This window comes from Bradyrhizobium sp. in8p8, from assembly GCF_000426845.1.
Classification (GTDB): domain Bacteria; phylum Pseudomonadota; class Alphaproteobacteria; order Rhizobiales; family Xanthobacteraceae; genus Bradyrhizobium; species Bradyrhizobium japonicum_C.
Window position 1 is genome coordinate 289,101 of record NZ_AUGD01000004.1, and the last position, 25,309, is coordinate 314,409.

Sequence of the window (25,309 nt, forward strand, 5' to 3'; positions counted from 1 at the left end):
GGTGGGAACCGGTTTTCGGATCGGATCATGCGCAAAGATAAAAGAGCGTGAGCGATGGCTGCGCCCTCACGCGCAAGCAATCCGCAATCGGTGCTGTTCGCCTGTGCGATGAACAGCGTGCGCTCGCCGATGGCCGCAAGCCTGTTGCTGCACATGTTTCCCCAGGGCCTCTACGTGAAGTCGGCCGGCACCAAGAAAGGCGAGCTCGACCCGTTCGCCGTGGCCGTGATGGCCGAGCTCGGCCAGGATATCTCGGCTCACAAGCCCCAGACCTTCGAGGAGCTGGAGGATTGGGAGGGGCTGAATTTCGACCTCATCATCACGCTCTCGCCCGAGGCGCATCACAAGGCGCTGGAGCTGACGCGGACGCTCGCGGCCGACGTCGAGTACTGGCCGACGCAGGATCCCACCACGATCGAAGGCAGCCGTGAGCAGAAGCTCGCGGCCTATCGCGAGGTCTGCGACCAACTCCTGATGCGCATCCGGAGACGGTTCGCCAAGACAGGCGCGGCGAGCGGCTAGCACGCGGTGTTCGTAACACCGGCGTCACAGGATGCAGGCACAGCCATGTCGAGAGGCTCGAATCACCAAACCTCGGGTTCCCGGGTTGTGAAATCAGCCCCCTTCCGATAGGTTCCGCGCGCAATTCACCCCCGCTTCATCTCCCAAATCACCTGATGCTTGGCCGCCCCAAATTCGTACTTGCCTCCGGTTCGCCGCGGCGCCTGTCGCTGCTCAACCAGGCCGGCATCGAGCCGGACGCGCTCAGGCCGGCCGACGTCGACGAGACGCCGAGGCGGGGCGAGCTGCCGCGCGCCTGCGCCAACCGGCTCGCGCGGGCCAAGGCTGACGCCGCGCTGAAATCGGTGCAACTCGACGACGAGCTGCGCGGCGCCTTCATCCTCGCCGCCGACACCGTGGTCGCGGTCGGCCGCCGCATCCTGCCCAAGGCCAACCTCGTGGACGAGGCCGCGCAATGCCTGCGGCTGCTGTCGGGCCGCAACCACCGTGTCTACACCGCGATCTGCCTCGTCACGCCGCGCGAGGCCTTCCGCCAGCGCCTGGTCGAGACCCGCGTCCGCTTCAAGCGCCTATCCGAGGACGACATCCAGGCCTATATCGGCTCGGGCGAATGGCGCGGCAAAGCCGGCGGCTACGCCGTGCAGGGCATTGCCGGCTCCTTCGTGGTCAAGATGGTGGGGTCCTACACCAACGTCGTCGGCCTGCCGCTCTACGAGACCACGGCGCTCCTCGGCGGCGAGGGCTTTCCGATCCGCTTCGGCTGGCTCAATACCACCGCCGTGTAAGGCCGAAGGCCGCAGCCCGAACAAAGCTGCAAAACAACCCCATGCACAGTAGACGGGCCGCGACGGCCCCATGCGCCGGCGCCTCGGGAATCCGTTTCCTGACAGGCGCTTGAAGCCCTTCACCTCGTATAAGCTGCCGACACCATGAATGACCAAGCCGAAAAGCCCGCCACCCCGCGGAAGGCCTGCCCGATCTGCGGCAAGCCGCAGTCGGAGAAGACCCGCCCGTTCTGCTCCTCCCGCTGCCGCGACGTCGACCTGAACCGCTGGCTGAAGGGCTCCTATGTCATCCCCGGCCGCGATGACGACGTCGATGAGGAAGAATAGCAACACTTTCAATCGCTTGTGAGTATCTATGGCGCGCGGCGCGCCAGCCGCAGCCGGGCCGCCGTACCTTGTGCACAGCCGGGCCGCGCCCGACGAAGACTGTTGGCGAAGCCGGGTGGACAGGCCGCCCCGCGCCCACTATAAACCGCCCGCTCGATGGGCTTTGGCCCCTCTCTTGGAGCACGCCCAGGTAGCTCAGTTGGTAGAGCATGCGACTGAAAATCGCAGTGTCGGTGGTTCGATTCCGCCCCTGGGCACCACTTCTTCCGGGAATATCTCAGGCACCGCTCTCCTTGGCCTGATGCCGTGCCCTGAGCCGCCTCAGCTCCGACGCGCAAACACCAGCTGCCCGACGTCGATCTTTCCGGCCCTGAAGCCGGCCTCGCAGTAGCACAGATAATATTCCCACAGCCGGCGGAAGGGCTCATCGAAGCCGAGCGAGGTCAGGTCGCTCCAGGCCTGGCTGAAATTGTCGCGCCAGAGCGCGAGCGTCTTTGCATAGTCCTGTCCGAACAGGCGCTCGCGAATGACGGGCATCTCGAAGCGCTCGCCGAGCGTGCGCAGGATGCTGGTCGAAGGCAGCATCCCTCCGGGAAAGATGTATCTCTGGATGAAGTCCACGCGCTGCCGATAGCTGTCGAAGAGCTCGTCGCGAACGGTGATGGCCTGGATGCCCGCCAGGCCGCCCGGTTTCAGCCGTTGGGACAGCTGGCTGAAATAGGCCGGCCAGAATTGCTCGCCGACCGCCTCGATCATCTCGATGGAGGCGATGCGGTCGAAGCGACCGTCCTGGTCGCGATAATCCTGCAACCGCACCTCGACCTTCTCCGCGAGCCCGGCCTCGTGAATTCGTCGGCTGGCAAATTCGTGCTGCTCCTTGCTGATGGTGAGTGCCAGCACGGTGGCGCCGTAAGTCTTCGCGGCAAATTCGGCGAATCCGCCCCACCCGCATCCGATCTCGAGCACGCTCTGTCCGGGCTGCAATTCGATCGCCTTTGCGAGTTGCTCGTACTTGTGTCGTTGAGCGGCGGGCAGGTCGGCCGTTTCGGTCGAGAACAGAGCCGATGAGTAGGTCATGCTGGTATCGAGCCACGCCGCGAAGAACTCGTTGCCGAGATCATAGTGCCTGTGGATGTTGTGCCTCGAGCCCTGTCTCGTGTTTCGGCGCAGCCGATGAAGTGCCCGCCGGCAGAGGCGGACCAGCACATTCCCGGCAAAGGCGCTGTCGACCAGATCTTCGTTGAGACAGAACAGATAGAGAAGCTGGGTGAGATCGGGCGTGGTCCAATCGCCTCTTATGTACGCCTCGGCCATGCCGATGTCGCCGCCCAGGACGAGGCTGCGCGCGAACCTGTAATTGTTGAGTTCGATCGTGGCCGATGGACCCGGAAGCTGGCCGCGCAAAGCAACAACTCTCCGGTCGGGGAGGCGCACATGAACGGTGCCGTACCTGAGCTGCGATGCAAGGCGCAGGGCCAGCCGGGCAAGGAATGGAACACCATCGAATTGGACGGAGTGACGAGCGGCAGCGAGGTCCATGGTTCAAGTCTCGCGTTGTTTCAAGCGGGGCAGGTAGGGGACACCCTTCAGCCAAAGCCGCATCGCTTCCCAGTGTATAGCTGCGATCACCTTGAACGTGAGGAAGGGCAGGGCGACGAGCGCCGCCAGCAGCGAGCGGCTGTTCAGGGCGCGCCGTCGTCCGCTGAATGCTGCCGCGAACATCGCGCCTTGCTCGCCCGTCTGCACGATTCTGACCGTCACGTTTTGCGCCGGTGGAGAAATGCTGAAGCGGTAGTGTGTTCCCATCTCCATGAAGGGTGAAACGTAGAACTCCTTCGCCTGGTTCTGTCGTATTGCGCCGCCCGGTCGTGCATCCTGCACGGGCAGGACGTAGGAGTGCATCTCGCCGAAGGTGTTGCGGACCTCGTAGATCAACAGCGCAAGATCGCCCGACGCCGCATAGCAGAAATAGACCGAAAGCGGGTTGAACACGTAGCCCAGAACGCTGGGATAACAGAGAAGGAGAACGCGACCGCCCGAGAGGTCGACGCCGCGCTCGGCCGCCAGTCGTCGGGCGTGCTGGCTGAGGCACCCGCCTTTGCCGTCGCCGTGGTCGCACTCGTGGAAGCTGAAGGGGGCTGCTCGGTTGATGCCGAATAGCCAGGACTGGCGATCCGCCTCGTTCAAGCGGTCAAGGTCGATCAAGAGGCTCATCACGCGATAGGTGAACCTGTGCTGCACGGGCCGCCAGCGCGCGTGCAGCACCTTTCCCCAGTAGAGCGCTGCCGGCGCTGTCGCATTCTCCGCGTTGGCCGGTTTCGTTGGCGTCATCGTGCTACTCGGCAGCCTGGATCAGCAGCGAGTCAGAATGCCGCCACGGCACCGTGCTGCCAAGTGCCTCGGCAACGGAGATGCCGGCCTGCAAGCCATCCTCGTGAAAGCCGTAGCCGGTCCACGCACCGCAGAACCAGGTCCGGCGACGCCCCTGAATGGCCGGGAGTCGTCGCTGCGCCGCAAACGCAGCCAGGTCGTATTGAGGATGGGCGAAGCTGAATTTCGCAAATGTCAGATGGGCTGCCGGCTCGAAGGGAGGGTTGAGGCTGACGAACAACGGCTTGCTGTCGTCGATGCCCTGCAGCCGATTCATCCAATACGTCACCGCAACGTCGTTTTGGGTCGGCGTTTGCCGCGGCCATCGCAGGAAGTTCCAGGAACCCCATGCTTGACGGCGCCTGGGCATGAGACTGCGATCGCGATGCAGATAGACGGTGTTGGGAGCGTACTTGATCGCGCCGAGAATGGAGCGCTCGTGGGCGTCGGCATCCGACAGTGCCGCGAGAGCCTGGTCGCTATGGCAAGCCATCACCACGGCATCGTAGGTTTCCACACCGCCATAACTGTCGCGGATGGTCACGCCATGCTCCGCTCGGTTGACCGACGTCACGGCACAGCCTAGCCGAATGTTGTCCTTGAACAAAGCGGTGAGCTTGTCGACATAGCGACGGCTGCCCCCCTCGACGGTACGCCAGCGCGGCCGGTCCAGATGCAGGAGCCGGTGGTTGTCGAAGAAGGCGACGAAGTTCTCCGCCGGAAAGGACAGGATGTCGGCCGACGAGGAGGACCAGATCGCCGCTCCCATCGGTCCGAGATAATCGGCGAACAGGCGCGGCCCGAATGATTCCTTGCGCAGGTAGTCGCCGAGCGTCAGCCCGTGCAGCCGGCCGGCGCGCAAGTCCGTCACGCTCTGGCGGTTGAACCGCAGCACTTCGGCCAGCATGCGAAAATATGACGGCGATCCGAGATTGCGCGGTTGTGCAAACAGGCCGCGGGCAGCTTGCAGAAGGGTCTCGCCGCCACCCCGCCATTCGAATCGACCGTGATCGGCCGACATGGCGAAGCTCATACAGGTCTCGACGGTCCTCACGCCGAGATGCGCGAACAGCGCCGTCAACTGCGGATAATTCGCCTCGTTGAACACGATGAAGCCGACATCGACGTCGATCGGCTCTCCGTCATATAGGACGCGAACGGTATGGCTATGTCCACCCGGCTGCAGCTCGCGCTCGTACACTGTCACGGCATGGCGTTTCGACAGGAGCCACGCGGCAGCATTGCCGGCAATTCCCGTCCCGATCACGGCCAAACGCATTCCTTGTCGCCCCCACTGCAATACCGTCAGCTACGGTCGTGAAACAATCGATTTGGAAACGTTTGGCGGAATGATGCGGATCACCTTACCCTTTACCCGCAGGCCTGCCACCGAATGCGAAACCGGTTCCCGCAGCGGACGTACCGAAGAGAAGTTAACCTGGAGACGGCATGGTTCTTGTGCATGTGCAGGCGATCGGCGGCATTGCGCTGGCCCTTTGTATCCTGATGGGACTTGCCTGGGTCGTTCAGCAGCGCACGGGAAATTCCGGATGGGTTGATGCGATCTGGTCCTACGCGACCGGCCTCGTTGGTGCGGTCGCCGCTGTGTGGCCTTTTGAGGACGGCACGCCGGAACGCCGTGTGCTCGTCGCGACACTCGCGCTGCTTTGGTCGGTGCGACTTGGTACGCACATCGCGCGCCGCGCGGCGGCAGGCATCGACGATCCACGCTACGCGAACTATGCGCGCCAGTGGGGGGCGGCGGCCCCTCGCCGGATGTTCCTGTTCCTGCAATCGCAGGCGCTGGTTTCAGTGCCGCTGCCGTTCGCCATCTTCCTCGCCGCCCACGCTCCCGAACCTGGATTGCGGCTGCAGGACTATATCGGAGCCTTCATCATTCTAGTGGCAATCGCAGGCGAGGGATTGGCGGATCAGCAATTGCGCCGGTTCAAGCTCTCCCCATGCAACCACGGACTTGTCTGCGACATGGGGCTCTGGCGGTGGTCGCGACACCCCAACTATTTCTTCGAGTGGCTGGGTTGGCTGGCTTACCCGGTCATCGCGCTCGCGCCCGGATACGCCTGGGGTTGGGCCAGCCTGGCGGCGCCAGCGATCATGTACTGGATCCTCGTGCATGTGACAGGGATACCGCCACTGGAGGAGCAGATGCTGAAGTCGCGCGGCGATCTGTACCGGGATTATCAGGCGCGAACCAACGCATTCTTCCCATGGCCGCCCTGACGGGCGCCGTGATGAAACCGTGTCTCGGCGCGACGCCGTTCAGGTTGCTGAACCGGGCTGCAAGCAGAGGTGAGTGCGCGGACGTGATCCGGTGTGGCTCGTCAGACGTTATTTTCTGACCGGCGCGACAACCGGCCTGACGCAACCGCAGGGGGACCACGGACATGAATCTTCTCTTCACCTATCTTTCGGTGGCCGTGACCTTCGTTGCAGTCGATATGATCTGGCTCAGGATCATGGTTGAGAGGCTTTACCGGCCGGTGCTTGGGGACATGTTGCGGGCCGAGCCCAACCTGGGAGCCGCCGCAGTTTTCTATCTGCTCTATCCCGTCGGTTTGATCTGGTTCGCGGTGCTGCCGGCACAGCAGGACGGAAGCGCGTTGCGCGCTTTCACGTCGGGCCTGATGCTCGGCTGCTTCACCTATGCCACCTATGACCTCACCAATCAGGCGACTTTGCGGAACTGGTCGACCGGGCTTACGCTCGCGGACGTTTGCTGGGGATCGCTGCTCGCCGGCGTCAGTTCCTGGATCGGATACCTGGTCGCCCAGAAGCTGGCCCACTGAGCATGCGAAATAGATCTGCGCAGAGCTGACTTGAACTCGAAAAGCCGTGCGTGGCTGATCAGGTCGACTTTCGTCCTCCGAGCTGGTCGAAGGTTTCTCTGGTTTCCGCGATCTTCTCGGCCAGGGATTCAAATGCACTCTGCGCCTGCAGCCGGGTCACTTCGTCAAGCAAGAGGTCTGCGAGATCGACCAATTGTTGACCGATGCGCTCGGTGGCAGCAAGCAATCGATCCAGCCCGGCTTCGGGATCGTCGGCTGCAACGCGCTCGACTTCTCTCACCATCGCTTCGAGCCGTGCGACCGAGAAGACGAGTCTGTCCTGAGGCCTACGCTCGGGGAATTCAATGATCTCCGCGGCCATGCGCGCATCCTCCGGATTCAGGCGGCAGCCGATGCCGCGAGGCAATCCTTGCGAACGGCCACGATGGTTCGGTGCAGCCACGTCTTGATGGTGCCGACCGGCACACCGAAGCGTCGTGACAAGCTCGCGCGGCTCTCGCCTTCGAGGTAGGCCAGGGTCACCAGCCTGCGGCGATCTTCCGGCAAGCGAGCCAGTGCCCCCCGCGCGATCGGTTCGGCGCGGGCGTAGTCGAAGTCCTCGACATGTGACGCGTCGGAAGCCGCCGGGACCGAAACTGCCTCGTCCAGTTCGAAGGTCGGCTGTCGCCGAGTCCGCAGATGATCGATCGCGGTGTTCCGGGCAATCGTGGACATCCAGGCCGTGACCGGCGCCCGCCTGGAATCATACCGGCCGGCGTTACGCCAGACTTTCAGAAAGCTTTCCTGGAGGATGTCGTCGACGTCATGAGGCGAGGCTCCTGCGGCCAGCACGATCGCGCGCAGCCTGCCTCGTGTCAGCGTGTGAAGCTCCGCGAAAGCCCGCGTCTCACCTGAGGCAACGCGTGCGAGCAGTTCGGATAACCTTTCGCTCTGCACCTGACGTGCGAGGCTCGAACAGGCCATGCCCTGTCTCCCTTGCGTTTCTTTCAGAACGCTTCAGGTGCAGGCCCGGATCACTCCAGAGGAGAGATCGCAAGAGAATCACAGTCGCACGAACGGGCCGATCAGACGGCCGAGCAAGCCGTTCATGCGCAGGTCGCCGGTCATTGCGACCAGGCAGACACAGGGGCCCTCATCGCCAACGATAGGACGATGCTCGACCTCGTCGTCGCCGTAGTCGAAGTCGCCGGGACCAAAGCGTCCGCCCTCGTGACTGAAGCTGCCCTCGAGCACGAGAGTGAGCTCGGTGCCGGTGTGCGTGTGTTCGAGCATGCGCGAGCCCGGCGCGGACCGAAGCAGAAAGGCGCGGGCCTTGCCGGAACCGGAAAGCTCGATCGGCCGCATGCTCAGGCCGGGCGCGACGCGCCGGCGCTTGCCGATCCGATAGTTTCGGAGAGCGGGCGGAACATCATTGTCCGTAACGGACGCGGGGGGAGGCGCCTTTGTGTCTTCCGGAAGCTCATCAATTCGCGACATGATGCGGTCGAACGCATCCGGCGCGGTCGGCACCGGCTCGACCTCTTCCAGCGCCGCGCCCGCAAGCTGCTCCAGGGCTCGCACGAAACGGGCACAGCGCGTGCATCCCGCCACATGCACGCCGACGACTAGCTGATGGGCCTCTTCCAGATTGCCGGCGGCGAACTCGGCCAGAAGTTCTTCAGGCGGATGGTGGCTGATCGTCATGCGTCTTCGTCCAAAATATCTCTCAACCGGTTCATCGCCAGTCTGATCCTCGACTTGACCGTTCCGAGCGGGATGCCGAGCTGGCTTGCGATTTCAGGGTGTGCCTTCTCCTCAATGAACGACAGCCTGACGACCGCAATCTGCTCCGCCGAGAGTTGCTTGATGGCGGACTCGATGCGCGCGGCATCCTGCGCGCGGGAAATGACCGCATCGGCCGGTTCGGTGGGGTCCGGTGCATCAGGCAGCTCAGAGACGTCTTCCAGTCGGCCCGCGCGTGCTCTGCGCCGGAATAAATCGATCCGCAGATTGCGCGCGATCGTGAATATCCAGGCCGCTGCGCCGGCTGTTGCCGGGTCGAACAGGCTGGCCTTCCGCCACACGGCGATCATCGCGTTTTGAGCGATCTCTTCCGCTTCGTCGGGGCTGCAGCCGGCTTTCTGCATCAGCCCCTTGATGCGGGGGGCGAAATGCTCGAATAGCCGCTTGAAAGCCTCCCGGTCTTGGCGAGAGGCAACGCGTCCGATCAAATCAGCCCAGTCCACCTTTGCCTTCGGCCCTCTGCTCGCACCAAACGACAGCCGCGCCTCGAGCCTCCGGGGCAAACCCGCCTCGGCCCGGATTGGCACGCCTAAAGCCCGGATAGCAGCGATCATAGCGCCTCGACAAGCGACCTCTGAGGCTAAGAACGACCGGGAACCGGCGCCAGATCACCGCGAATCCGCAATTCTCGGTTCCCAAGCGCATACCCGCGAAGCCGGCCGTGCTGGCACTCCGCTTGCTCAGTCAGGACCAAGCCCTGGCCTCGGCGAAGAGGCCGTTTCAGGTTGAGGCAAGCGATGCAGGAAGTGTCCCGTTCTGGTGCTGCTGATGAACTCCGGCTCGACGCGTTGATCGCCGATCTGTGGTGGCGCGTCCGCCTGATCAACACCGACATTCTCGAGGAAGAGGGTCGTGCCGGGGTGTTCGACCCCCACCAGCCGACCTACCCGCTGCTCGCGGCCAACCTTCGCGCCCGGCGCGATAACCTGGTCGCGACCATCGGCGTGCTCGAGCAGCGTGCGAGATCGACGTCGCAAGCGGCGTGAGGCCGGTCCGCGGTTGCACGGGAAGCTTCGAAGACCTGGTCGGCCGGCTGGCGGCAGCGTCGACCGTGGGCGCGGGATGCGATGAGCATCATCGCATGCCGCCGGCGCTTTGCCGGCGGCAACACTTGAGTTCACGCCACGCCTGCCTGTGATATGGCTGGCCTCTGCAATCCCCGCGAGGCCTCCATGCTCCCCATTCCCGCCGATATCTTCACCGAGCCCGAGGACGTCTCGCCCGACGGACTTGCCAATCTTGGCCCGCTCCGCCGTCTCGCCGGGACCTGGCAGGCCGACAAGGGCATCGACATCAATCCGAAGGCGGAAGGGCCGGAGCAGCGGATCTTCATCGAGCGCATCCGCATGGATCCAATCGATCCGCAGGCCAACGGGCCGCAGCTTCTGTACGGGCTGCGCTATCACATCCACATCAACACGCCCGAGGAAGACATCACCTTCCACGACCAGGTCGGCTACTGGCTGTGGGAGCCGGCGACCGGATTGATCATGCAGACGCTGGCGATCCCGCGCGGGCAGGTGCTGCTGGCCTCGGGCAAGGTGGGGCCGGAGGATAGGGCAATCTCGGTCACGGCCAAGCGCGGCGAGACCGCCTACGGGATCTGCTCGACCGATTTCCTGGAGCAAGCCTTCCGCACCGATGCTTACCGCTGCGATATCACTTTCAACGACGACGGCAGCTGGACCTATCTGATCCAGACCGAGTTGTTCGTCCGCGGCGCGCCGTTCAATCATCGCGACACCAACACGCTCCAGCTCGTCACCCCGCCGAAGCCCAATCCGCTGGCGGTGATCGTGAACGGTCGCGCCGGGGAGAATGCAGGTGGCGCCGGATCGGCGGCCCGAGCGCGGCATGGAGAACCATATGAAGCCTTATGTCGTTTGTCTCATGCACTCCAGCCTCGACGGCCGCACGCATCCCAGCCGATGGCGTCCTAAGGGTGCAGGCACGGATTGGTTCGAGAAGATTCATGACGAGCTCGGCGGCGATGCCTGGGTGATCGGCCGTGTCACCGGGTCGGAGTTCGCCAAGGGCAAGCCCTATCCAGCGAGCGAGGCGATCTTCCCCCGCGAAAACTGGTTCGCGCAGCGCGGCGCGAAAACCTATGGCATCGTCCTCGATGCAGAGGGCAAGATCGGCTGGGGCCGCTCGGATATCGGCGGCGATCCGATCGTCGTCGTGCTGACCGAGAGCGTGCCGGATTCGCATCTCGCCGGCCTGCGGGGCGAAGGCGTGTCCTACATCTTTGCCGGTACGTCCGAGATCGACCTCGCGTTGACGCTGGACATTCTCGCCCGCGAGCTGGGCGTGAAGCGTCTGTTGGTCGAGGGCGGCGGCATCGCCAACGGCGCGTTCCTGCGCGCCGGCCTCATCGACGAATTCAATCTGATCCTCAGCCCCGCCATTGACGGCGCGAAAGGCGCCCCGTTCGTGTTCGACTCGACGGAGGCGGACAGTGACCGGCGCGCGCCGATCACCGCGATGACGCTGGAGAGCACGCGCGAGCTCGGCGGCGGCGTCTTGCTGCTGCGCTATCTGATCAAGAACGATCCGCAAGCCGTGAGCCGATAAGGGCGGCGATGTTCGACATGGCCGAGCACATTGTCGTCGTGGGAGCCGGCGCAGCCGGCCTGATGGCGGCGCGCGAGCTGGCGCGCGCCGGCCGCAAGGTAACAATTCTCGAAGCGCGCCAGCGCTGCGGCGGCCGCATTCATCCGTTGCCGGCGTCGGAGTTCGGCTATCCCGCCGATGGCGGTGCTGAATTCGTCCATGGCGAGGCGCCGGTCACACGCGCACTCCTGCGCGACGCCGGGCTGTCGCTCCAGGAGATCGAAGGCGAGCCGTGGAGCTTTCACGGCACAACGTTCGCGCGCGAGGATCGCCACCAAGCCCATGAGGCGGAGCTTCGGGCCGTGCTGAGGGACCTCAAGGACGACCTCACGGTGGCCGACTTCCTGCGCCGGCATTTTGCCGGCGATGATTATGCGCCGATGCGCCGTTCGATCGAACGGATGGTCGAGGGTTACGACGCGGCCGACCCTGAGCGCGCGTCAACGCTGGCACTGCGTGCGGAATGGATGGACGGCGGGCACGCTCTGCAGGCGCGCATCGATGGCGGCTATGGCACGATGATCGATTTCCTGGCGGCCGAGTGCCGCAGGCACGGCGTCACCATTCATCTCGGTTGCGCCGTATCGGCCATCGCGGAGGAGAGCGGCGCAGCCGTCGTTCGCTGCGCCGGCGGCGACCTGCACAGCTGCGATCGCGTGATCCTCACCGTGCCGCTGCCGCTGCTGCGGGAGATCGCGCTGCCGGCGAGCGCGCGCACAAGGCTTGCGGCGACCGATGACATCGGCTTCGGCAATGTCATCAAGATCCTGCTGCGTTTCGCGCGGCCGTGGTGGCGCGAGCGCAAGGAAGAGCTCGCGAACATGACCTTCCTGTTGTCCGACGAGACGATCCCTGTGTGGTGGACGCAATATCCGGACCTGCGGCCCGTGCTCACGGGCTGGATCGGGGGGCCGCGTGTCGCGGAGCTGGACAGCCTCGATTCGCAGGGGCTGATCGATGCCGGTCTCGGTTCGCTCGCTGGCATTTTCGGAATGGTGCGCGGGGACATCGCGCGCGAGCTCATGGCGGCGGCTGCGACAAACTGGAGCCATGATCGCTACGCGCGCGGCGCCTATTCGTGGGCGACACCGCGGACCCGGGAGGCGCAGGCGATCCTTGCGCGCACCGACGATGGCCCCGTGCTGTTCTCCGGCGAAGCGCTCTATCGCGGCCGCGACATGGGCACGGTCGAGGCGGCGCTGGCGAGTGGCCTGGAGACGGCGGGGACGCTGTTGCGGGAAGAGCAAAAGTAAAGGCCCGCATCTCTGCGGGCCTTTTGTCGTACCAGTGTCTGGCTTACCAGCGTCCGCCGCCGAAGCTGAAGGTCACGCCGGGACCGCCGCCGTAGTACCCGGGCCCGCGGCCATAATAGCCGTGGCGCGGGTAATAGCCGTAGCTTCTGTAATGGGGCCGGTGATAGCCGTGACGGTGCCGCCAGTGATGGCGGTGGCCGTGCCAGCGATGATGCCTGCGATGCGCGCTGATGTCGGTCGTCTGGCTTTCCTGCGCGGTCTGCTTGCCGCTCGCGCTGCTGCCGGCCGCGTTCGCCGCCGATCCACCGGCAAGCACCGCGGCACCGACGGTCATCGCGACAATGAGATACTTCATGTCATCACTCCAGTTGGATGTCGTGCAACAACAGCTGTGCGCGTCGGGCGTTCCGCTTAGCGCGGGCGTCGAAACGACGCAGACACCGGGTTCCGATGAACGCGTGTTCATGTGTGTGAACGATCAGCGGACGCGCGTCCATGTCGCCTCAGGGCGTTTCGCGTTGCTCCCGCCGCGATGTCTCGTTTCGCGATTAACGCTTGCGGTGTCTCCAGGCGACAATGCGGACACCATCGCATGATTTCTTCGGCCGAGTGCGCTCCATCCTGGTGGGGCAACCTTGCTGAGGATCAAGGTGCGAATGGTAGGCAGGGGATATTCTAGCCGTGAGCCTCACGGGGAGCAGAACTAAAGAACGCCATGCTGGTGCCGATCATTCAACCGCAGTCACTCGCTGACGTGACGACATTGCCGGAGCTCCTGCGCTGGCGCGTTCAAGCGACGCCGGAGGCGGAGGCCTATCGCCATTTCGATGTTGCCGCCGGGCGCTGGGTCAGCCGGTCCTGGCGGCAGATCGATGCGGAGTTCGAGCGCTGGCGGCGGGCACTGGCCGCCGAGGGGTTCGCGCCCGGCGAGCGCGTCGCCATCCTGATGCCGAACGGCATTGCACATGTTGCGATGGATCAGGCGGCGCTGGCGCGCGGCCTCGTGCCGGTGCCGATGCATGCCGTGGATAACCCCGACAGCATCGCCTATATCCTCGCAGATTCCGGCGCGCTGCTGCTGTTCGTCGACACGCTGGCGCGCTGGCAGGCGATCACGGCCACCGGCCAGCCGCTCGACCATCTCAAGCGCATCGTCTGCGCGGACGGGACGGGGCTCACTGCTGTCGATGCCCGCATCGTCGCGCTCGACAGCTGGCTGGCGGAGGCCGCCGGCGCGGGAGCGCCGCTGGCTGACGTCACGGTCGAGCCAAATGACCTTGCCGCCATCGTCTACACCTCGGGCACGACCGGTCGGCCCAAGGGCGTGATGCTGTCGCACGGCAACATCATCGCCAATGTGAAGGCCGTCGCGCGACGCATCGCAGCCGTGCCGAACGATGTCTTCCTGTCCTTCCTGCCGCTCTCGCACACCTTCGAGCGGACCGGGGGCTACTATTATCCGATCGCGGTAGGAGCCTGCGTCGCCTATGCGCGCTCGGTGCAGCAGCTCGCGGAAGACCTGAAGACGGTGCGGCCGACTGTACTGGTCTCGGTGCCGCGCATCTATGAGCGCATTTACGCCCTGATCATGCAACGCCGCGCGGCGGCCGGCGGCGCAGAACGCACGCTGCTCGATCTTGCGCTTGCCGTCGGGGGCCGGCGCTTCGATGCGCGCCAGGGGCGAGGCTCAATGTCGCTGTTCGACCGGCTCGCCTGGCCGGTCCTGAAGCGTTTCGTCGCCAACAAGGTCTTGGCCCAGTTCGGCGGACGCCTGCGCGTTGCGGTCTCCGGTGGCGCTCCGATTGCAGAGCCCGTCATCCGGCTGTTTCTCGCGCTGGGGCTCGACATCCTTCAGGGCTACGGCATGACCGAGACCTCGCCGGTCGTGTCCGTCAATACGCCCGAGGACAACGATCCGCGCTCGGTCGGCTGCGTCCTCGACGGGCTCGAGGTCAGGCTCGGCGATCTCGATGAGCTGCTCGTTCGCGGCCCCAGCGTGATGCTTGGCTACTGGCGCAAGCCGGAGGAGACGCGCAGGGTGAAGGAGGCCGACGGCTGGCTGCACACCGGCGACCAGGCCCGCATCGAGAACGGGCGCATCACCATCACGGGACGCATCAAGGACATTCTCGTGACATCCACGGGCGAGAAGATCGCGCCGGTGGATCTGGAGACCGCGATTCTCGCCGATCCCTTGTTCGAGCAGGCGCTGGTGATCGGCGAACAGCGGCCGTTCCTCGCCGCGCTGGTCGTGCTGAATGCAAAAGCCTGGACGCAGGAGAAGGAAAGGCTCGCTGCAAGCGGCGAGCAAGGCGACGCGGCGGAGCGCGCCGCGCTGCTGGCCAGAATTGCGGCAGCCGTGAAAGCCTATCCGTCCTATGCGACACCGCGTGCTGTATGGTGGACGTTGGATCCGTGGACCATTGCCGCGGGCCTGCTCACGCCGACACTGAAGAACAAGCGTCCCGCGCTGGAACGCCGCTTCGCCGCAGAAATCGAGCAGATCTACGCCAGGAAGCCGACCCCGATAACGTCGACGTGATTGCGCCTCGCCTTCCCCTTGATCCAGCGCAACTCTGGCGCCCGCCGCACGATGCAATCTTGCTGCGGCATTCGAACTGCAATCGAGGCAAGTCATGAAGGCGTATTTCATCGGCGGTGGCATCGGATCGCTCGCAGGCGCGGCGTTCCTCGTGCGCGATGCGCAGCTGCCGGGACGCGACATCGTGATCTATGAGGCGCAGCCGCTGGTCGGCGGCAGCCTCGACGGCGCGCAGCTCGCGAACGGCGCCTATTCGCTGCGGGGCGGACGCATGCTCACAACCGACCACTACGAATGCACCTGGGATCTGCTCTCGAGCATTCCCTCGCTCGAGCATCCCGGTCTCAGCGTGCGCGACGAAACGGTCGCGTTCAACGTGGAGAACCCGGCGCACTCCAGGGCACGCCTGGTCGACCGCAACCGCTTCAAGATCGACGTCTCGCATATGGGCTTTTCCGCGCGCGACCGGCTCGAGCTGCTGCGGCTCACCGAAGCTTCGGAGGAGGCGCTCGGCAACAGCCGCATCACCGACTGGCTGTCGCCCGGCTTCTTCGAGTCCAATTTCTGGTACATGTGGCAGACCACCTTCGCTTTCCAGCCCTGGCACAGCGCGATCGAGCTGAAGCGTTATCTGCACCGCTTCATGAACGAGTTTCCGCGCATCGAGACGCTCGGCGGCGTCAAGCGCACCGTCTACAACCAGTATGACGCGATCGTGCGGCCGCTCGCCGACTGGCTCAAGCGCCAGGGCGTGCAGTTCGTGCGCGGCACGCGCGTCACCGACATGGCGATCGAGACCGACGGGGCGCGCTTGCGCGTGCGCCAGCTCACGCTCGACCGCGACAGCCGCACGGCCAATGTCCGGCTCGAAGACGACGACATCGTGTTCTTCCAGAACGGCTCGATGACGGACGCCTCGAGCCTCGGCACGATGACCGAGCCGCCGCCGCGCCTGACCAAGGCCGACAGCCAGGGCTGGGCGCTGTGGGAGACGGTCGCGCAGGGACGTCCCGAGTTCGGCAACCCGTCGGTATTCAACAGTTCGATCCCCGAATCCTATTGGCTGTCCTTCACCGTCACCTGCCGCGATCCCCGGTTCTTCGACCGGATGGAAGCGTTCTCGGGCAACAGGGCCGGCACCGGCGGCCTCGTCACGTTCAAGGACTCCAACTGGCTGATGTCGGTTGTGCTCTATCACCAGCCTCATTTCGCGGGTCAGCCGAAGAATGTGCAGGTGTTCTGGGGCTACGCGCTGCATCCCGACCGCGTCGGCAATTTCGTCGCCAAGCCGATGTCGGATTGCGGCGGTGCCGAGATCCTGAAGGAGCTCTGCGGCCATCTGAACTTCGATCCCGTCGTGCTGGAGGATGCGATCTGCATTCCCTGCCGCATGCCCTACATCACCAGCATGTTCATGCCGCGCAATCTGGCCGACCGGCCGCTGCCGGTGCCCAGGAATTCCGTCAATCTCGCCTTCGTCAGCCAGTTCGTCGAAATCCCCGACGACGTCGTGTTCACCGTTGAATATTCGGTACGTGCGGCGCAGATGGCGGTCTATCAGCTCATGAAGATCGACCGCCCGGTGCCGCCGGTGACGCGGCACGACAAGTCGTTGTCGGTGATCTTCGCGACGCTGGAGAAAGCGTTCACGTGATCACTACTTGAACGGGTCCTGGATCGACGGTGCCGACTGGCGGATACGGCGCACGCTGACCGGCGTGCCGTCGGAAACGAACAAGAGCTCGTATTTGCGACCCTGGTTGTCGGTGGCTGAACAGGTGACGTCGTTCACCTTCTTGGCGGCGAAATTGCCGGTCTGGCGGCAGATGCCTGTAGAGGTCTGCTCGGCCGGCACCGGCAGGCCGTCGACCCTGGGGCGGTCCTTGGAATTGAGCAGCATGCGGTCGATCGGCAGCTCGTAGGAATTGTCGTCGGCGCGCTTGCCGTTCTCCCCGGAGAACGACACCACATGGCTGTCGTCGGAGGGGTCGTCGACCGCGACCGCGAAGTTGACCCGACCCTTGTCGCCGTGGGCATAGGCCACGGTCTTGCACGCGAAGGTGCGGCCCGCGACCTTGAGCGTCTTGCAGTGGCCGGACATCAGAGCCAGGAGATCGATGAAGGCGTTCTGCTGGGCCTGCGGATTGTTGACCGGGATGGGCTTGGAAGCCTCGGCAAAACAAGGGCTTGCCAGCGTCGTGAGGAGGGCGGCAAGCGCCACTGAGCGGAGGCGCATGGTTCGGCTCGTGCGACAATAGGATGTGGCGGCCGGAAAGCTTCGTCCGGCGGCCATCGAACCGCGAATGAGTCGCGATCCCGTTCGTTCTGTAAGACCAGCCTGGAATACCACCGCGTCACCCCAACGGCGATTCGCCCGATCGCCCAACCTGTCCGCCGGCACTTGCCGCTAGGCCGGTGTTTTTTTCGTGGCAGATGCGGGCACGATTCACGCCGCCTGCGTCATGCTCCGCGCAAAGGCCGGATAAGTCTCGGCGAGTTCGTCGAGAATCTGCCCGCGCAGCAAATCCAGGGTTGCGCCATCGGGCCTCGGCGTCTCGCGGACGACCTCCGGCTCGGCATAGTCGAAGCCGGTATTCTTCCTGATGTCTGCCGGGGTGAAGGGCGGATGCACCGAGCGTAAGGCGAAGCCGCCCGCCTCGCGATCGAAATCGAACAGCGCCATGTTGGTCAGAAGCGCGTAGGGGCCGCCGCGGCGGGGTACTTCCGGCGTGGTTGCCCGGGCGCTGACGAAATCGACCTTTGGCACGAACACACGCGGCGAATGCTCCTCGCGGAACAGGATCACGCGCGGGATCAGGTGATAAAGATAGGCCGAGCCGAACGAGCCCGGCCAGCGCACGTCGGTTCTCGGATAATCGCCAGTGCCGACGAGATTGATGTTGCCTTCGCCGTCGATCTGGCCGCCGCCGAGAAAGAACGCGTCGACGCGGCCTTGCGCGGCGCAGTCGAACAGCTCGATGCCGCCATTGGTGAAGAAATTGTGCCGCTGCGAGCCGAGAATCGAGATGCGCACCGGCGGCTTGCCGTCGCGCGCGTTCCGCGCGCGCAGCAGCATCGCGCCGGCGGCGGGAATTGGCGACGATGCGCCGACCGCGACGTGGCGGATGCCGTCGAGCAGATCGGCGATAGTGGCAATGAGGAGCTCGCGGCGCTCGTGCTCGGACTGCATTTACGCCACCTGCTTGCGATGTGACAGGAACGTGGAGAGATAGGCGCGAAAGCCGTCTTCGCTGCGCGCCATCGCCGTATAGCGTGCGATCTCCGCCTCGTCCGCGGGATATTCGTCCCACAGCGCGAGCGGCCAGCTGCCGCGCTCGGCGACCGCGATGGCGTCGACGTAGAGCGAAGGCAGGACGCCGGCGGCGGAATCCTCCGTCTCCAGCAAATTGCGGTCGACGATGCGTTCGACGGTGACCAGCGTGCGCCTGGCGGCATAGGCCATGGTGGCGAGCTCGCGGAAGCGGCCGATCCTGACATTGCCGGCACGGTCGGCCTCCGGCGCGTGAAACAGTGCGACGTCGGGTTTGATCGCCGGCACCACGACGACCTTGCGCGGCTCGCCGACCGGACTGTCGATCACCTTCCAGTCGGGCCGCACTTCGAGCAGGTCACTGCCGATTATGCCGGCGATCGGCATGAAGGGCACGCCGTGCTGCGCCGCTACCAGGCCGGCATGAATGGCGGGACAGGTGGCGTCCCGCAGCGTCAGGGAGCCGGCCCGCACTGCAGCACCGAAGCGCGGCGCGCCACCGGCCTCACCGAGCGAGACGGCACTGGTTTCGAGCGTCTTGATTGCGCCGGCGCCGATCAGGAGATCGGCCTGCATGCCGCTGATGGGGACACAGACCAGATGAAGATTGTCGATGCCGTCAGCGATGATCGCGGCGGTCGCGGCCATCGCGACGCCGGAGCGGTCCACGGGGACGGCCAGCGACTGTCCGGATTCGACACGTGCAGCCAGCGCCTCAAGCGCAACGATTTCGGTCATGGGTGTCCTCCGGTCGGTTTTTTTGCATCCTGCCTCAAGCCATCGCCGCCTGCCAGCGCTTATCACGCAGGGAGGGCCGGCGGTGCAAGCGGGCGTCCAGCAGAGCGCGGGCGCGGGGCAACTCCCCGCCGCGCATCAGCGCGACGATATAGGTGTCCTCGATCAATTCGCGCTGGGCGTGGCTTCCGCCGATCCGCGCCACCTCGGTGAGGACCGGTGTGAGGATTCGTACGCAAGTCCCGTAATCCTCCTCGGCGAAAGCCGCGAGCGCCCGGCAGATCGCCGGCACCACCGCGCCGGCCGGCAGCTTACCTTCAGCGAGCCGTTGCTCGATCACCGCAAGACGCGCGGCGAGCGCCTGGTGGTTCTGCGTTGCCGCCGCGAACAGCGCCATGTGGACGTCGGCAAAAGAGAGGCTCGACTTCGGAAACAGCTCTTGCGCGGCCGCCGCGGCCTCCCGCCACACCGCCTGCGGCACGGTATGGCCGTAGATCGTGAGACGCCACAGCAATGAGGCGGCATCGGTGACGAGGTTGAGCGGTGGCGCCTTCGTGGCGGCCGGCTGAAGCACATCGGCATAGATCGCGAGCGCGCGCGCCGCATCGTCATGCTCCAGCGCGCCGAGCGCCTGATGCCAGCGGATGTGGCCGTGCAGAATTCCATCGCGGCCGTAGCCCGGAATCCATTCGTCGACGAGGCGGTCGGCCGCCTCGATCGATCCGTCCTCGAACATCGCGTGCAGCACTGCGTGCGCTGCGTGGGCGTTCTGCCGGCGCAGGTTGAAGCCGCGCTCGGTGACGGCGCGGCCGCGCGCGACGTCGCCGTTTTCCGTCATGGCCCAGCCCGACATGGTGAGGAACCACCAGTCCTCGCCGTAATGCCGCGCGACGCTCTCGCACAGTTCGTGCCGGGCGCGATCGTGGTCGGCCATGCCGGAGAAGGCGAACAGGCCGAACGCGCCGAGCGGCAGCGACAGCACCAATGCATCGCGCGGCCATGCCTCGACATGCTTGCGCATCGCAGCGATCGCGTCCGGCAGCCGGCCCTCGATCGCGAGCGCCAGCGTCTCGACGTGCGAGCGCTCCCGCTCGGTGCCGCGCTTGGCCACGAGCTCGCGCGCCAGGGCCGCCTTTCCGCGCGCGAGATCGCCCTGCTGGTAGAAGGCGTGCACGCGGCCGCGGGCGATATGGGGAAGCGCGAAATCCGGGTCCGTCGCAATCGCGCGCTCCAGCGTCTCCGCCGTGCCGGTCCAGCCCGCGAGCATGAGGTCGACGCCCTCGCGATAGGCGCTTGCTGCCTCGTGCGAAGAGGTGGAGAGCGGTAGGCCGTAGCGATCTTCGAGCGTCATCGTGGTCTCCCGTTCTCACGCCGTCCGCGCGCGGCGGCCTTCGATCGGATAGGCCGGATCGTTGTAGCCGGGCGTCGAGGGATGGCCCGGCGCCACCAGCCTGTCGATCAGCGCCTCGTCCTCTGCGGTAAACCGATAGTCGAGCGCGCCGATGTAGCCGTCCCATTGCTCCTCGGTGCGGGGACCGGCGATCACCGAGGAGACGAAAGCGGAGTTCAACACCCAGGCGACCGCGAACTGGCCGGCGGTGATGCCCTTGCGCTCCGCATGCGTCTTGATCTCCTGCGCGAGCTGAAGCGATTCCGGTCGCCATTCGGTCTGCATCATGCGGGTGTCGTTGCGGCCCGCGCGCGTCTCCTTGTCGGGCGCTGCATCCGGCTTGTATTTGCCGGTGAGCACGCCGCGCGCCAAGGGACTGTAGGGCACGATGCCGAGACCGTAGTATGAGCAGGCCGGAAAGTGCTCGACCTCCGGCATGCGGTTCATGGCGTTGTAATAAGGCTGGCTCACCGCGGGGCGGTCGATGCCGAGCCGGTCGCAGATGTTGCAGATCTCGGCGACGCGCCAGGCGCGGTAGTTCGAGACTCCAAAGTAGCGCACCTTGCCCGCGCGGATCAGGTCGCCCATCGCGCGCACCGTTTCTTCCAGCGGTGTCGCGTGGTCTTCCTTGTGCAGATAGTAGATGTCGATGTGATCTGTGCCGAGCCGCCGCAGGCTTTCGTCCGCGGCCTGCAACACCCAGCGCCGCGACAGCCCGCCGCGATTGGGATCGCTGCCCATCCCCGTGTTCATGGGATTTGCGAGTTTTGTCGCGAGCACCCAGGAATGGCGATTGTCGCCGATCGCTCGCCCCACGACTTCCTCCGATGCACCTTTCGAATAGGCGTCCGCAGTATCGATGAAGTTGATCCCGGTATCGCGTGCCTTGGCGATGATCCGCTTCGATGCGGCTTCATCGGTCGGCCCGCCGAACATCATGGTGCCCAGGCAGATCGGCGACACTTTCAGGCCGCTGCGGCCGAGCTGGCGGTATTGCATGGGCTGTCCTCGGTGTTCGGTCCCGGCAGCATAGCCAGCCAGCGGCGTCATTGCGAGCGCAGCGAAGCAATCCAGAACTGCATCCGCGGAAAGATGCTGGATTGCTTCGTCGCAAGAGCTCCTCACAATGATCGTGTGGGGAGCGCTCATGCCCCTTAGCCGGTGTCGTCGCCCGAATTGATCGGGCGATCCAGCATTCCAGAGACGATCGGGATTGAATCGAGAGGCTGCGGCGTACCGGGCACCCGGCTAGTCGAGGGACGACAGCGGAGGGTGTGGCTGCGACGGTGACGGCCTGACCAAACCATCCCTACCCCGGCCCCTTCAGTATCTTGAACACGCCATTGGCCATGACGATGCAGCGGCCATCCACCGTCACCTCCGTGCTCATGAAGATCAGGCTGCGGGTCGAGCGCACCACGCGGGGGCGGGAAATGAGGACGTCGCCGATCTGGCCGGCCTCGACGAAATGGGTGTCGAGCTGCACCGTTGCCAGGTAATCCTTGCCGGAGACGTAGCGGGCGGTCATGCCGCAGGTTCGATCGGCAAAGGTCATCATCACGCCGCCCTGGACCATGCCGCGGCGGTTGTGATGCTTGTCTTCGGTGGCGAGTGCGAACTCGTGATGCCCGTCGACCTTGCGTTCCCACAAGGGGCCGATCAGGTGCAGGAAGCCCGTGGTCTCCAGGATGCTCCAGCCGTCCGATTTCAGCCTTGCGGCGGCCTTGTTGGTCATGTCGTCGTCCATTCCTGTGCGGGCCTTGCGAGCTCATTTCATCGAGGCCGGACGTAGTGTAGTCAAGCATCATGAGACCGTTCGACGATGCCACAAGACGGAATATCGCGGCTGCCTGCGCGGCCTTCGCGCGCCTGCCGGAGGACGGCGCGCCGGCGGCATTGAAGCGTGCCGCGGTGGCTGTCGCGCTGACCGCGAGCGACGGCGACGACACGGCGCTACTGCTCACGTTGCGTGCATCGCATCTGCGCGCGCATGGCGGTCAATGGGCGCTGCCGGGCGGCCGCTGCGACCCTGGCGAAACACCGGTCGAAGCCGCACTCCGCGAGATCGACGAGGAGCTTGGCCTTCGCCTCACGAATGCGGATGTGCTCGGCACGCTCGACGATTATCCGACGCGTTCCGGCTATCTGATCACGCCGGTCGTGGTGTGGGCTCCCGATACCGCCGCGATCAAGCCGAACCTGGACGAGGTCGCGTCCGTCCATCGTATCGCGCTCGCCACGATCGAGCGCGAGGACGCTTTCGACTTCGTCGCAATTCCCGAGAGCAGCCGTCGCGTGATTCGCTTCCATCACCAGATGAGCCTGATCCACGCCCCGACCGCGGCGCTGATCTACCAGTTCCGCGAGGTGCTCGCGGGTCGGCAGACCCGCGTCACAGACTTGGAACAACCGGTGTTTGCCTGGAAGTGACGATGGTAAACGGCGCGTTAACGCAACGGTTACCCGATGCCTGCTAAGAGAGCTGCATGCATCATTCCTTTCGAAAGCCCAAGGCATTGGTTCCCCTTGCGCTGGTTCAGCTCGCGCTTGTCCTGAGCTCGCCCGCCGCGCGCGCCGAGGCCGACGTGCTGCCGCCGGCCGTCCGCAATGCCAACGCCCAGCTGCTGTCACAGTTTTTCGCGCAAGGTGGCGCCTCGCCGGCCGTGCTCGAATATCGCCGCAAGCTCGCGGAGTACCAGGCCGCGCGCGCAGCCTTCGACGCTGAGGCCGGCGCCTATTGGAGCCAGATCTACGAGAAGCGGAAGACGCGCAACGCCAAGCGGCGCAGCGGGCAGCAGATCACGCTCGACGATTACGTTCTCGAGCATCCGCCGCTCTATAACGGGCCGAAGAAGCCGGTGAATCCCGAGCCGGAGGAAACGCCGGAGCGGCCCCGGAAACCGATTCCGGTGACCGCCGATTTTCTGCGCGCGGCGCAGGAGCTTTACCGGTTCACGCCGCAACGGCCGACCAGCGAGGTCGAGTTCAAGCGCGCCTATGCCCGCTACGCCCTCGCATCCGGGCTGACGCGCGAGCAGGCGGTGCGGGTCTACGCGTTCGAGACCGGCGGCACCGGCACTCACGACGTGCAGGCCGGCATCGAGCATGGCGGCAAGCGCGCGATCTCGACCGCGATGGGCTACAACCAGCTCCTCACCACCAACAGCGTCGAGCTGCTGGCCGAGCAGGGCCATGAGCTCATTCGCGCGCTCTCCGAGAAGGTCACGCGGACCCCGGGGCCGGCGCGCCATGCGCTGGAGCACAAGCTCGCCGTGCTCAAGAAAATGGTGGCGCACGCGAAGTCAGTGCCCGACACCTGGTCGGAGCACGAGAAGATGGGCAGGACTCCCCAAGGCTGGGCCATGCATGCGATGGTCCTCGACATCGACATCGGGCCGATGCTGCAGACCCACAAGCTGCTGACCTCTGTGCTGTTCGCGCGCGCCAAGGGCCACTCCCGCCCGCTCTCCGCGGCCGAGCTCGAGATGATGAACCTCACCGGCGACGGCACGGGCCTCGACATGGTGACGATGCCGCAGGCGATGCGCGAGCAGGTGCCGACCTCGAATTTTTTCCAGCGCGGCGGCTATGAGCGAAACCCGGTCGCGATCCGCCACAATACGGTGGCCAAGCTGCTGGCCGTGACGGACCAGCGGATGGATGCGAACAGCAGCAAAGCCGGGGCGAGGGAGCTGGCGGCGGCGTTTTAGCCCTGTGCCCGCCAAGCTCCGCTGTCATGCCCCGGCCTTGACCGGGGCATCCAGTGGGCCGCGGAGTCTCGATTGAGGCCCACTCGCCGTCGCCTTACTGATCCGGGCCGAACTTGAACTTGCCGTCGCCCTCGAGATACGGGCCACTGCGCATGTAGAGCTGGCCGTTCTGGCCGATGAAGAACAGCGTGCCTTTCGGCACCTTCTTGGCGCCCTTCAGCAACTCGCCGGCGTTGCTGGTGCCCATCTTGTAGGAATAGGTCTTGCCGTCCCTGTCATAGGCATAGCCCATGTCGGGCCTGAGCTCCCACGGTGTCGCCGTCTGCGCGAATGCCGGCGCGGCGAACGCGCCGAGCATCGGCAAGAGCGCACCCGAAACGCGTGCAAATGTGCTGGTTGAAAATGCCATGATCGATCCTCCCCGTCCTTGGGGCGTCCGGCCCTGAACAAATCACGAACGACATGTCCGGGTCAATTTGCGAAAGCGCCGCAGCGCATCACGACTTGCCCAGCAGCTTGTGATTTTCCCTTCGGCCCCTCGCGACTATGTTCCGCTTTCCGTCTAGAACGCAACTCGACAAGATTATCGGTAGGGATGATTCGGATGCGCCATGTGTTCAAGCTTTGCTGGGCTGCTTTGGTGTCGCTGACCGCGCTGGCGCCGGCGGCCCGGGCCGATGACTACCAGCTCAGTCACAACCAGCGCATCTCGTGCAGCCGCGGCCTTGCCCCGGGCAAGCTGAACACGGCGACCTGCAAATCCTACACCTATCTCTTCAACACCAGGACCTCGGAATATTTCCGTTGTCAGGTCTCGCTGGCGCTGACCCGCGACAACAAGGAGGTCATCAACGTCCAGACCGACGGCGGCTGCATCAAAAAGCCACGCATCTTCGAAACCGACGGCAAGTACGATTTCGACGCCACGGAGACCGAGCCGCCGAACACCAACTCGTTCTTCGGTCCCGGCGGCTATGCGGTCTGGGCCGCCGACGTCGGCGCGCAGAAGGTGCGCGGCTGCATCATCATCTCGTCCGGGCTCGGCTCCGACATCTCCAAGTGCCTGGACATGACCTTCCAGTAGGATCGTCGGCGACGGGGCAGCCTCGCCTCGATCCCTGCCCAGCAAACGGGAGAGGTGTTCCTCCGCTTCCTGCGCCACCTCGCCGCACCCCGCGGGTTCCCAAGGTCGAGCCGGATCG

General features: G+C 65.1%; 29 protein-coding genes and 1 tRNA gene. 15 read left to right on the forward strand and 15 right to left on the reverse strand.

Translation table 11 applies throughout. From position 1 onward, the window contains the following. Positions 1–54 precede the first annotated feature (54 nt). From K408_RS0113990 to K408_RS0114005, 4 genes are all read left to right on the forward strand, one after another. Positions 55–522 carry an arsenate-mycothiol transferase ArsC gene (locus K408_RS0113990; protein ID WP_024339045.1) on the forward strand — a complete coding sequence of 156 codons (468 nt, stop codon included), beginning with the start codon at positions 55–57 and terminating at the stop codon, positions 520–522. Between the two features lie 155 nt (positions 523–677). Then, complete coding sequence (locus K408_RS0113995; protein WP_024339044.1) at positions 678–1,307, forward strand: Maf-like protein; 630 nt, start codon at positions 678–680, stop codon at positions 1,305–1,307. Between the two features lie 144 nt (positions 1,308–1,451). Beyond that, the gene (gene yacG, locus K408_RS0114000) at positions 1,452–1,634 is read left to right on the forward strand and encodes a DNA gyrase inhibitor YacG (protein WP_024339043.1); all 183 of its coding nucleotides are present in this window, start codon (positions 1,452–1,454) and stop codon (positions 1,632–1,634) included. Between the two features lie 184 nt (positions 1,635–1,818). Further along, positions 1,819–1,894, forward strand: a tRNA-Phe gene (locus K408_RS0114005). Positions 1,895–1,955: 61 nt separating this feature from the next. Here K408_RS0114005 and K408_RS0114010 read toward each other — a convergent pair. From K408_RS0114010 to K408_RS0114020, 3 genes are read right to left on the reverse strand one after another with little or no spacing between them, the layout of a single operon-like run. Further along, positions 1,956–3,173 (reverse strand): SAM-dependent methyltransferase, encoded by a 1,218-nt coding sequence (locus tag K408_RS0114010; protein WP_024339042.1) that lies wholly within the window; start codon positions 3,171–3,173, stop codon positions 1,956–1,958. Between the two features lie 3 nt (positions 3,174–3,176). Continuing rightward, complete coding sequence (locus K408_RS38045) at positions 3,177–3,965, reverse strand: DUF1365 domain-containing protein (protein WP_024339041.1); 789 nt, start codon at positions 3,963–3,965, stop codon at positions 3,177–3,179. 4 nt (positions 3,966–3,969) lie between these two features. Then, complete coding sequence (locus K408_RS0114020; protein WP_024339040.1) at positions 3,970–5,283, reverse strand: NAD(P)/FAD-dependent oxidoreductase; 1,314 nt, start codon at positions 5,281–5,283, stop codon at positions 3,970–3,972. A gap of 170 nt (positions 5,284–5,453) precedes the next feature. On the opposite strand from K408_RS0114020, the gene K408_RS0114025 reads away from it, so the two are divergent. Together K408_RS0114025 and K408_RS0114030 are read left to right on the forward strand one after the other, a co-directional pair. Then, positions 5,454–6,245, forward strand: coding sequence for a DUF1295 domain-containing protein (locus K408_RS0114025; RefSeq protein ID WP_028145890.1), 792 nt, complete (start codon positions 5,454–5,456; stop codon positions 6,243–6,245). A gap of 164 nt (positions 6,246–6,409) precedes the next feature. Then, on the forward strand, positions 6,410–6,811 hold the full coding sequence (locus K408_RS0114030; protein WP_024339039.1) for a DUF2177 family protein: 402 nt from the start codon (positions 6,410–6,412) through the stop codon (positions 6,809–6,811). Between the two features lie 58 nt (positions 6,812–6,869). Here K408_RS0114030 and K408_RS0114035 read toward each other — a convergent pair whose 3' ends face one another. The 4 genes from K408_RS0114035 to K408_RS0114050 form a co-directional block, all read right to left on the reverse strand. Next, positions 6,870–7,172, reverse strand: coding sequence for a hypothetical protein (locus tag K408_RS0114035; protein WP_155248397.1), 303 nt, complete (start codon positions 7,170–7,172; stop codon positions 6,870–6,872). A gap of 17 nt (positions 7,173–7,189) precedes the next feature. Next, positions 7,190–7,774 carry an RNA polymerase sigma factor gene (locus tag K408_RS0114040; protein ID WP_024339037.1) on the reverse strand — a complete coding sequence of 195 codons (585 nt, stop codon included), beginning with the start codon at positions 7,772–7,774 and terminating at the stop codon, positions 7,190–7,192. A gap of 78 nt (positions 7,775–7,852) precedes the next feature. Beyond that, a complete protein-coding gene (locus tag K408_RS0114045) occupies positions 7,853–8,494 on the reverse strand; it encodes a ChrR family anti-sigma-E factor (protein WP_024339036.1) in 642 nt (213 codons plus the stop codon). Beyond that, positions 8,491–9,036 carry a sigma-70 family RNA polymerase sigma factor gene (locus tag K408_RS0114050; protein WP_024339035.1) on the reverse strand — a complete coding sequence of 182 codons (546 nt, stop codon included), beginning with the start codon at positions 9,034–9,036 and terminating at the stop codon, positions 8,491–8,493. Before K408_RS0114050 ends, K408_RS0114045 begins: the two co-directional genes overlap by 4 nt. Before the next feature lie 294 nt (positions 9,037–9,330). On the opposite strand from K408_RS0114050, the gene K408_RS0114055 reads away from it, so the two are divergent. From K408_RS0114055 to K408_RS0114070, 4 genes are all read left to right on the forward strand, one after another. After that, positions 9,331–9,579 (forward strand): hypothetical protein, encoded by a 249-nt coding sequence (locus K408_RS0114055; protein ID WP_024339034.1) that lies wholly within the window; start codon positions 9,331–9,333, stop codon positions 9,577–9,579. A 186-nt stretch (positions 9,580–9,765) separates the two neighbouring features. Next, a complete protein-coding gene (locus K408_RS38050) occupies positions 9,766–10,533 on the forward strand; it encodes an FABP family protein (RefSeq protein WP_024339033.1) in 768 nt (255 codons plus the stop codon). Beyond that, positions 10,460–11,167: a RibD family protein gene (locus K408_RS0114065; RefSeq protein WP_024339032.1), complete on the forward strand. Its 708-nt coding sequence runs from the start codon at positions 10,460–10,462 to the stop codon at positions 11,165–11,167. The genes K408_RS38050 and K408_RS0114065 overlap by 74 nt, the downstream gene beginning before the upstream one ends. A gap of 8 nt (positions 11,168–11,175) precedes the next feature. Then, on the forward strand, positions 11,176–12,459 hold the full coding sequence (locus tag K408_RS0114070; protein WP_024339031.1) for a flavin monoamine oxidase family protein: 1,284 nt from the start codon (positions 11,176–11,178) through the stop codon (positions 12,457–12,459). Between the two features lie 43 nt (positions 12,460–12,502). Here K408_RS0114070 and K408_RS0114075 read toward each other — a convergent pair whose 3' ends face one another. Further along, complete coding sequence (locus K408_RS0114075; protein WP_024339030.1) at positions 12,503–12,814, reverse strand: hypothetical protein; 312 nt, start codon at positions 12,812–12,814, stop codon at positions 12,503–12,505. A 360-nt stretch (positions 12,815–13,174) separates the two neighbouring features. On the opposite strand from K408_RS0114075, the gene K408_RS0114080 reads away from it, so the two are divergent. After that, entirely contained in the window at positions 13,175–15,001 is a 1,827-nt protein-coding gene (locus tag K408_RS0114080) for an AMP-dependent synthetase/ligase (RefSeq protein WP_024339029.1), read from the forward strand. A 94-nt stretch (positions 15,002–15,095) separates the two neighbouring features. Further along, complete coding sequence (locus tag K408_RS0114085; protein WP_024339028.1) at positions 15,096–16,655, forward strand: oleate hydratase; 1,560 nt, start codon at positions 15,096–15,098, stop codon at positions 16,653–16,655. 3 nt (positions 16,656–16,658) lie between these two features. Here the strand turns inward: K408_RS0114085 and K408_RS0114090 are convergent, their stop codons facing one another. From K408_RS0114090 to K408_RS0114115, 6 genes are all read right to left on the reverse strand, one after another. Beyond that, positions 16,659–17,237: a hypothetical protein gene (locus tag K408_RS0114090; RefSeq protein WP_024339027.1), complete on the reverse strand. Its 579-nt coding sequence runs from the start codon at positions 17,235–17,237 to the stop codon at positions 16,659–16,661. A 210-nt stretch (positions 17,238–17,447) separates the two neighbouring features. Next, positions 17,448–18,191, reverse strand: a complete 744-nt coding sequence (locus tag K408_RS0114095; protein WP_024339026.1) for a CoA transferase — start codon at positions 18,189–18,191, stop codon at positions 17,448–17,450. Next, positions 18,192–19,010 (reverse strand): CoA transferase subunit A, encoded by an 819-nt coding sequence (locus K408_RS0114100; RefSeq protein WP_024339025.1) that lies wholly within the window; start codon positions 19,008–19,010, stop codon positions 18,192–18,194. A gap of 34 nt (positions 19,011–19,044) precedes the next feature. Then, the gene (locus K408_RS0114105; protein ID WP_024339024.1) at positions 19,045–20,358 is read right to left on the reverse strand and encodes a tetratricopeptide repeat protein; all 1,314 of its coding nucleotides are present in this window, start codon (positions 20,356–20,358) and stop codon (positions 19,045–19,047) included. 15 nt (positions 20,359–20,373) lie between these two features. Next, on the reverse strand, positions 20,374–21,396 hold the full coding sequence (locus K408_RS0114110) for an aldo/keto reductase (protein WP_024339023.1): 1,023 nt from the start codon (positions 21,394–21,396) through the stop codon (positions 20,374–20,376). Positions 21,397–21,706: 310 nt separating this feature from the next. Continuing rightward, entirely contained in the window at positions 21,707–22,132 is a 426-nt protein-coding gene (locus K408_RS0114115) for a PaaI family thioesterase (RefSeq protein ID WP_024339022.1), read from the reverse strand. A gap of 68 nt (positions 22,133–22,200) precedes the next feature. On the opposite strand from K408_RS0114115, the gene K408_RS0114120 reads away from it, so the two are divergent. Both K408_RS0114120 and K408_RS0114125 read left to right on the forward strand, forming a co-directional pair. Beyond that, complete coding sequence (locus K408_RS0114120) at positions 22,201–22,827, forward strand: NUDIX hydrolase (protein WP_024339021.1); 627 nt, start codon at positions 22,201–22,203, stop codon at positions 22,825–22,827. Positions 22,828–22,883: 56 nt separating this feature from the next. Beyond that, positions 22,884–24,107: a hypothetical protein gene (locus K408_RS0114125; protein ID WP_024339020.1), complete on the forward strand. Its 1,224-nt coding sequence runs from the start codon at positions 22,884–22,886 to the stop codon at positions 24,105–24,107. A 94-nt stretch (positions 24,108–24,201) separates the two neighbouring features. On the opposite strand, the gene K408_RS0114130 is transcribed toward K408_RS0114125, so the two are convergent. Beyond that, entirely contained in the window at positions 24,202–24,516 is a 315-nt protein-coding gene (locus tag K408_RS0114130) for a hypothetical protein (protein WP_024339019.1), read from the reverse strand. Between the two features lie 195 nt (positions 24,517–24,711). Here K408_RS0114130 and K408_RS0114135 point away from each other — a divergent pair, with 195 nt between their 5' ends. Beyond that, positions 24,712–25,191 carry a hypothetical protein gene (locus K408_RS0114135; protein ID WP_024339018.1) on the forward strand — a complete coding sequence of 160 codons (480 nt, stop codon included), beginning with the start codon at positions 24,712–24,714 and terminating at the stop codon, positions 25,189–25,191. Positions 25,192–25,309: the final 118 nt, after the last annotated feature.

Excerpts from the sequence above, each read along its gene's own strand:
- K408_RS0114095 (WP_024339026.1), bottom strand. The coding sequence starts at position 18,191 with ATGCAGTCCGAGCACGAGCGCCGCGAGCTCCTCATTGCCACTATCGCC.
- K408_RS0114045 (WP_024339036.1), bottom strand. The coding sequence starts at position 8,494 with ATGACGATCAGCCACCATCCGCCTGAAGAACTTCTGGCCGAGTTCGCC.
- K408_RS38050 (WP_024339033.1), top strand. The coding sequence starts at position 9,766 with ATGCTCCCCATTCCCGCCGATATCTTCACCGAGCCCGAGGACGTCTCG.
- K408_RS0114100 (WP_024339025.1), bottom strand. The coding sequence starts at position 19,010 with ATGACCGAAATCGTTGCGCTTGAGGCGCTGGCTGCACGTGTCGAATCC.
- K408_RS0114075 (WP_024339030.1), bottom strand. The coding sequence starts at position 12,814 with ATGAAGTATCTCATTGTCGCGATGACCGTCGGTGCCGCGGTGCTTGCC.
- K408_RS0114010 (WP_024339042.1), bottom strand. The coding sequence starts at position 3,173 with ATGGACCTCGCTGCCGCTCGTCACTCCGTCCAATTCGATGGTGTTCCA.
- K408_RS0114025 (WP_028145890.1), top strand. The coding sequence starts at position 5,454 with ATGGTTCTTGTGCATGTGCAGGCGATCGGCGGCATTGCGCTGGCCCTT.
- K408_RS0114085 (WP_024339028.1), top strand. The coding sequence starts at position 15,096 with ATGAAGGCGTATTTCATCGGCGGTGGCATCGGATCGCTCGCAGGCGCG.
- K408_RS0114135 (WP_024339018.1), top strand. The coding sequence starts at position 24,712 with ATGCGCCATGTGTTCAAGCTTTGCTGGGCTGCTTTGGTGTCGCTGACC.
- K408_RS0114035 (WP_155248397.1), bottom strand. The coding sequence starts at position 7,172 with ATGGCCGCGGAGATCATTGAATTCCCCGAGCGTAGGCCTCAGGACAGA.
- K408_RS0114040 (WP_024339037.1), bottom strand. The coding sequence starts at position 7,774 with ATGGCCTGTTCGAGCCTCGCACGTCAGGTGCAGAGCGAAAGGTTATCC.
- K408_RS0114130 (WP_024339019.1), bottom strand. The coding sequence starts at position 24,516 with ATGGCATTTTCAACCAGCACATTTGCACGCGTTTCGGGTGCGCTCTTG.
- K408_RS0113995 (WP_024339044.1), top strand. The coding sequence starts at position 678 with ATGCTTGGCCGCCCCAAATTCGTACTTGCCTCCGGTTCGCCGCGGCGC.
- K408_RS0114020 (WP_024339040.1), bottom strand. The coding sequence starts at position 5,283 with ATGCGTTTGGCCGTGATCGGGACGGGAATTGCCGGCAATGCTGCCGCG.
- K408_RS0114125 (WP_024339020.1), top strand. The coding sequence starts at position 22,884 with ATGCATCATTCCTTTCGAAAGCCCAAGGCATTGGTTCCCCTTGCGCTG.
- K408_RS0114110 (WP_024339023.1), bottom strand. The coding sequence starts at position 21,396 with ATGCAATACCGCCAGCTCGGCCGCAGCGGCCTGAAAGTGTCGCCGATC.
- K408_RS0114115 (WP_024339022.1), bottom strand. The coding sequence starts at position 22,132 with ATGACCAACAAGGCCGCCGCAAGGCTGAAATCGGACGGCTGGAGCATC.
- K408_RS0114080 (WP_024339029.1), top strand. The coding sequence starts at position 13,175 with ATGCTGGTGCCGATCATTCAACCGCAGTCACTCGCTGACGTGACGACA.
- K408_RS0113990 (WP_024339045.1), top strand. The coding sequence starts at position 55 with ATGGCTGCGCCCTCACGCGCAAGCAATCCGCAATCGGTGCTGTTCGCC.
- K408_RS0114055 (WP_024339034.1), top strand. The coding sequence starts at position 9,331 with ATGCAGGAAGTGTCCCGTTCTGGTGCTGCTGATGAACTCCGGCTCGAC.
- K408_RS0114090 (WP_024339027.1), bottom strand. The coding sequence starts at position 17,237 with ATGCGCCTCCGCTCAGTGGCGCTTGCCGCCCTCCTCACGACGCTGGCA.
- yacG (WP_024339043.1), top strand. The coding sequence starts at position 1,452 with ATGAATGACCAAGCCGAAAAGCCCGCCACCCCGCGGAAGGCCTGCCCG.
- K408_RS0114030 (WP_024339039.1), top strand. The coding sequence starts at position 6,410 with ATGAATCTTCTCTTCACCTATCTTTCGGTGGCCGTGACCTTCGTTGCA.
- K408_RS38045 (WP_024339041.1), bottom strand. The coding sequence starts at position 3,965 with ATGACGCCAACGAAACCGGCCAACGCGGAGAATGCGACAGCGCCGGCA.
- K408_RS0114070 (WP_024339031.1), top strand. The coding sequence starts at position 11,176 with ATGTTCGACATGGCCGAGCACATTGTCGTCGTGGGAGCCGGCGCAGCC.
- K408_RS0114105 (WP_024339024.1), bottom strand. The coding sequence starts at position 20,358 with ATGACGCTCGAAGATCGCTACGGCCTACCGCTCTCCACCTCTTCGCAC.
- K408_RS0114065 (WP_024339032.1), top strand. The coding sequence starts at position 10,460 with ATGAAGCCTTATGTCGTTTGTCTCATGCACTCCAGCCTCGACGGCCGC.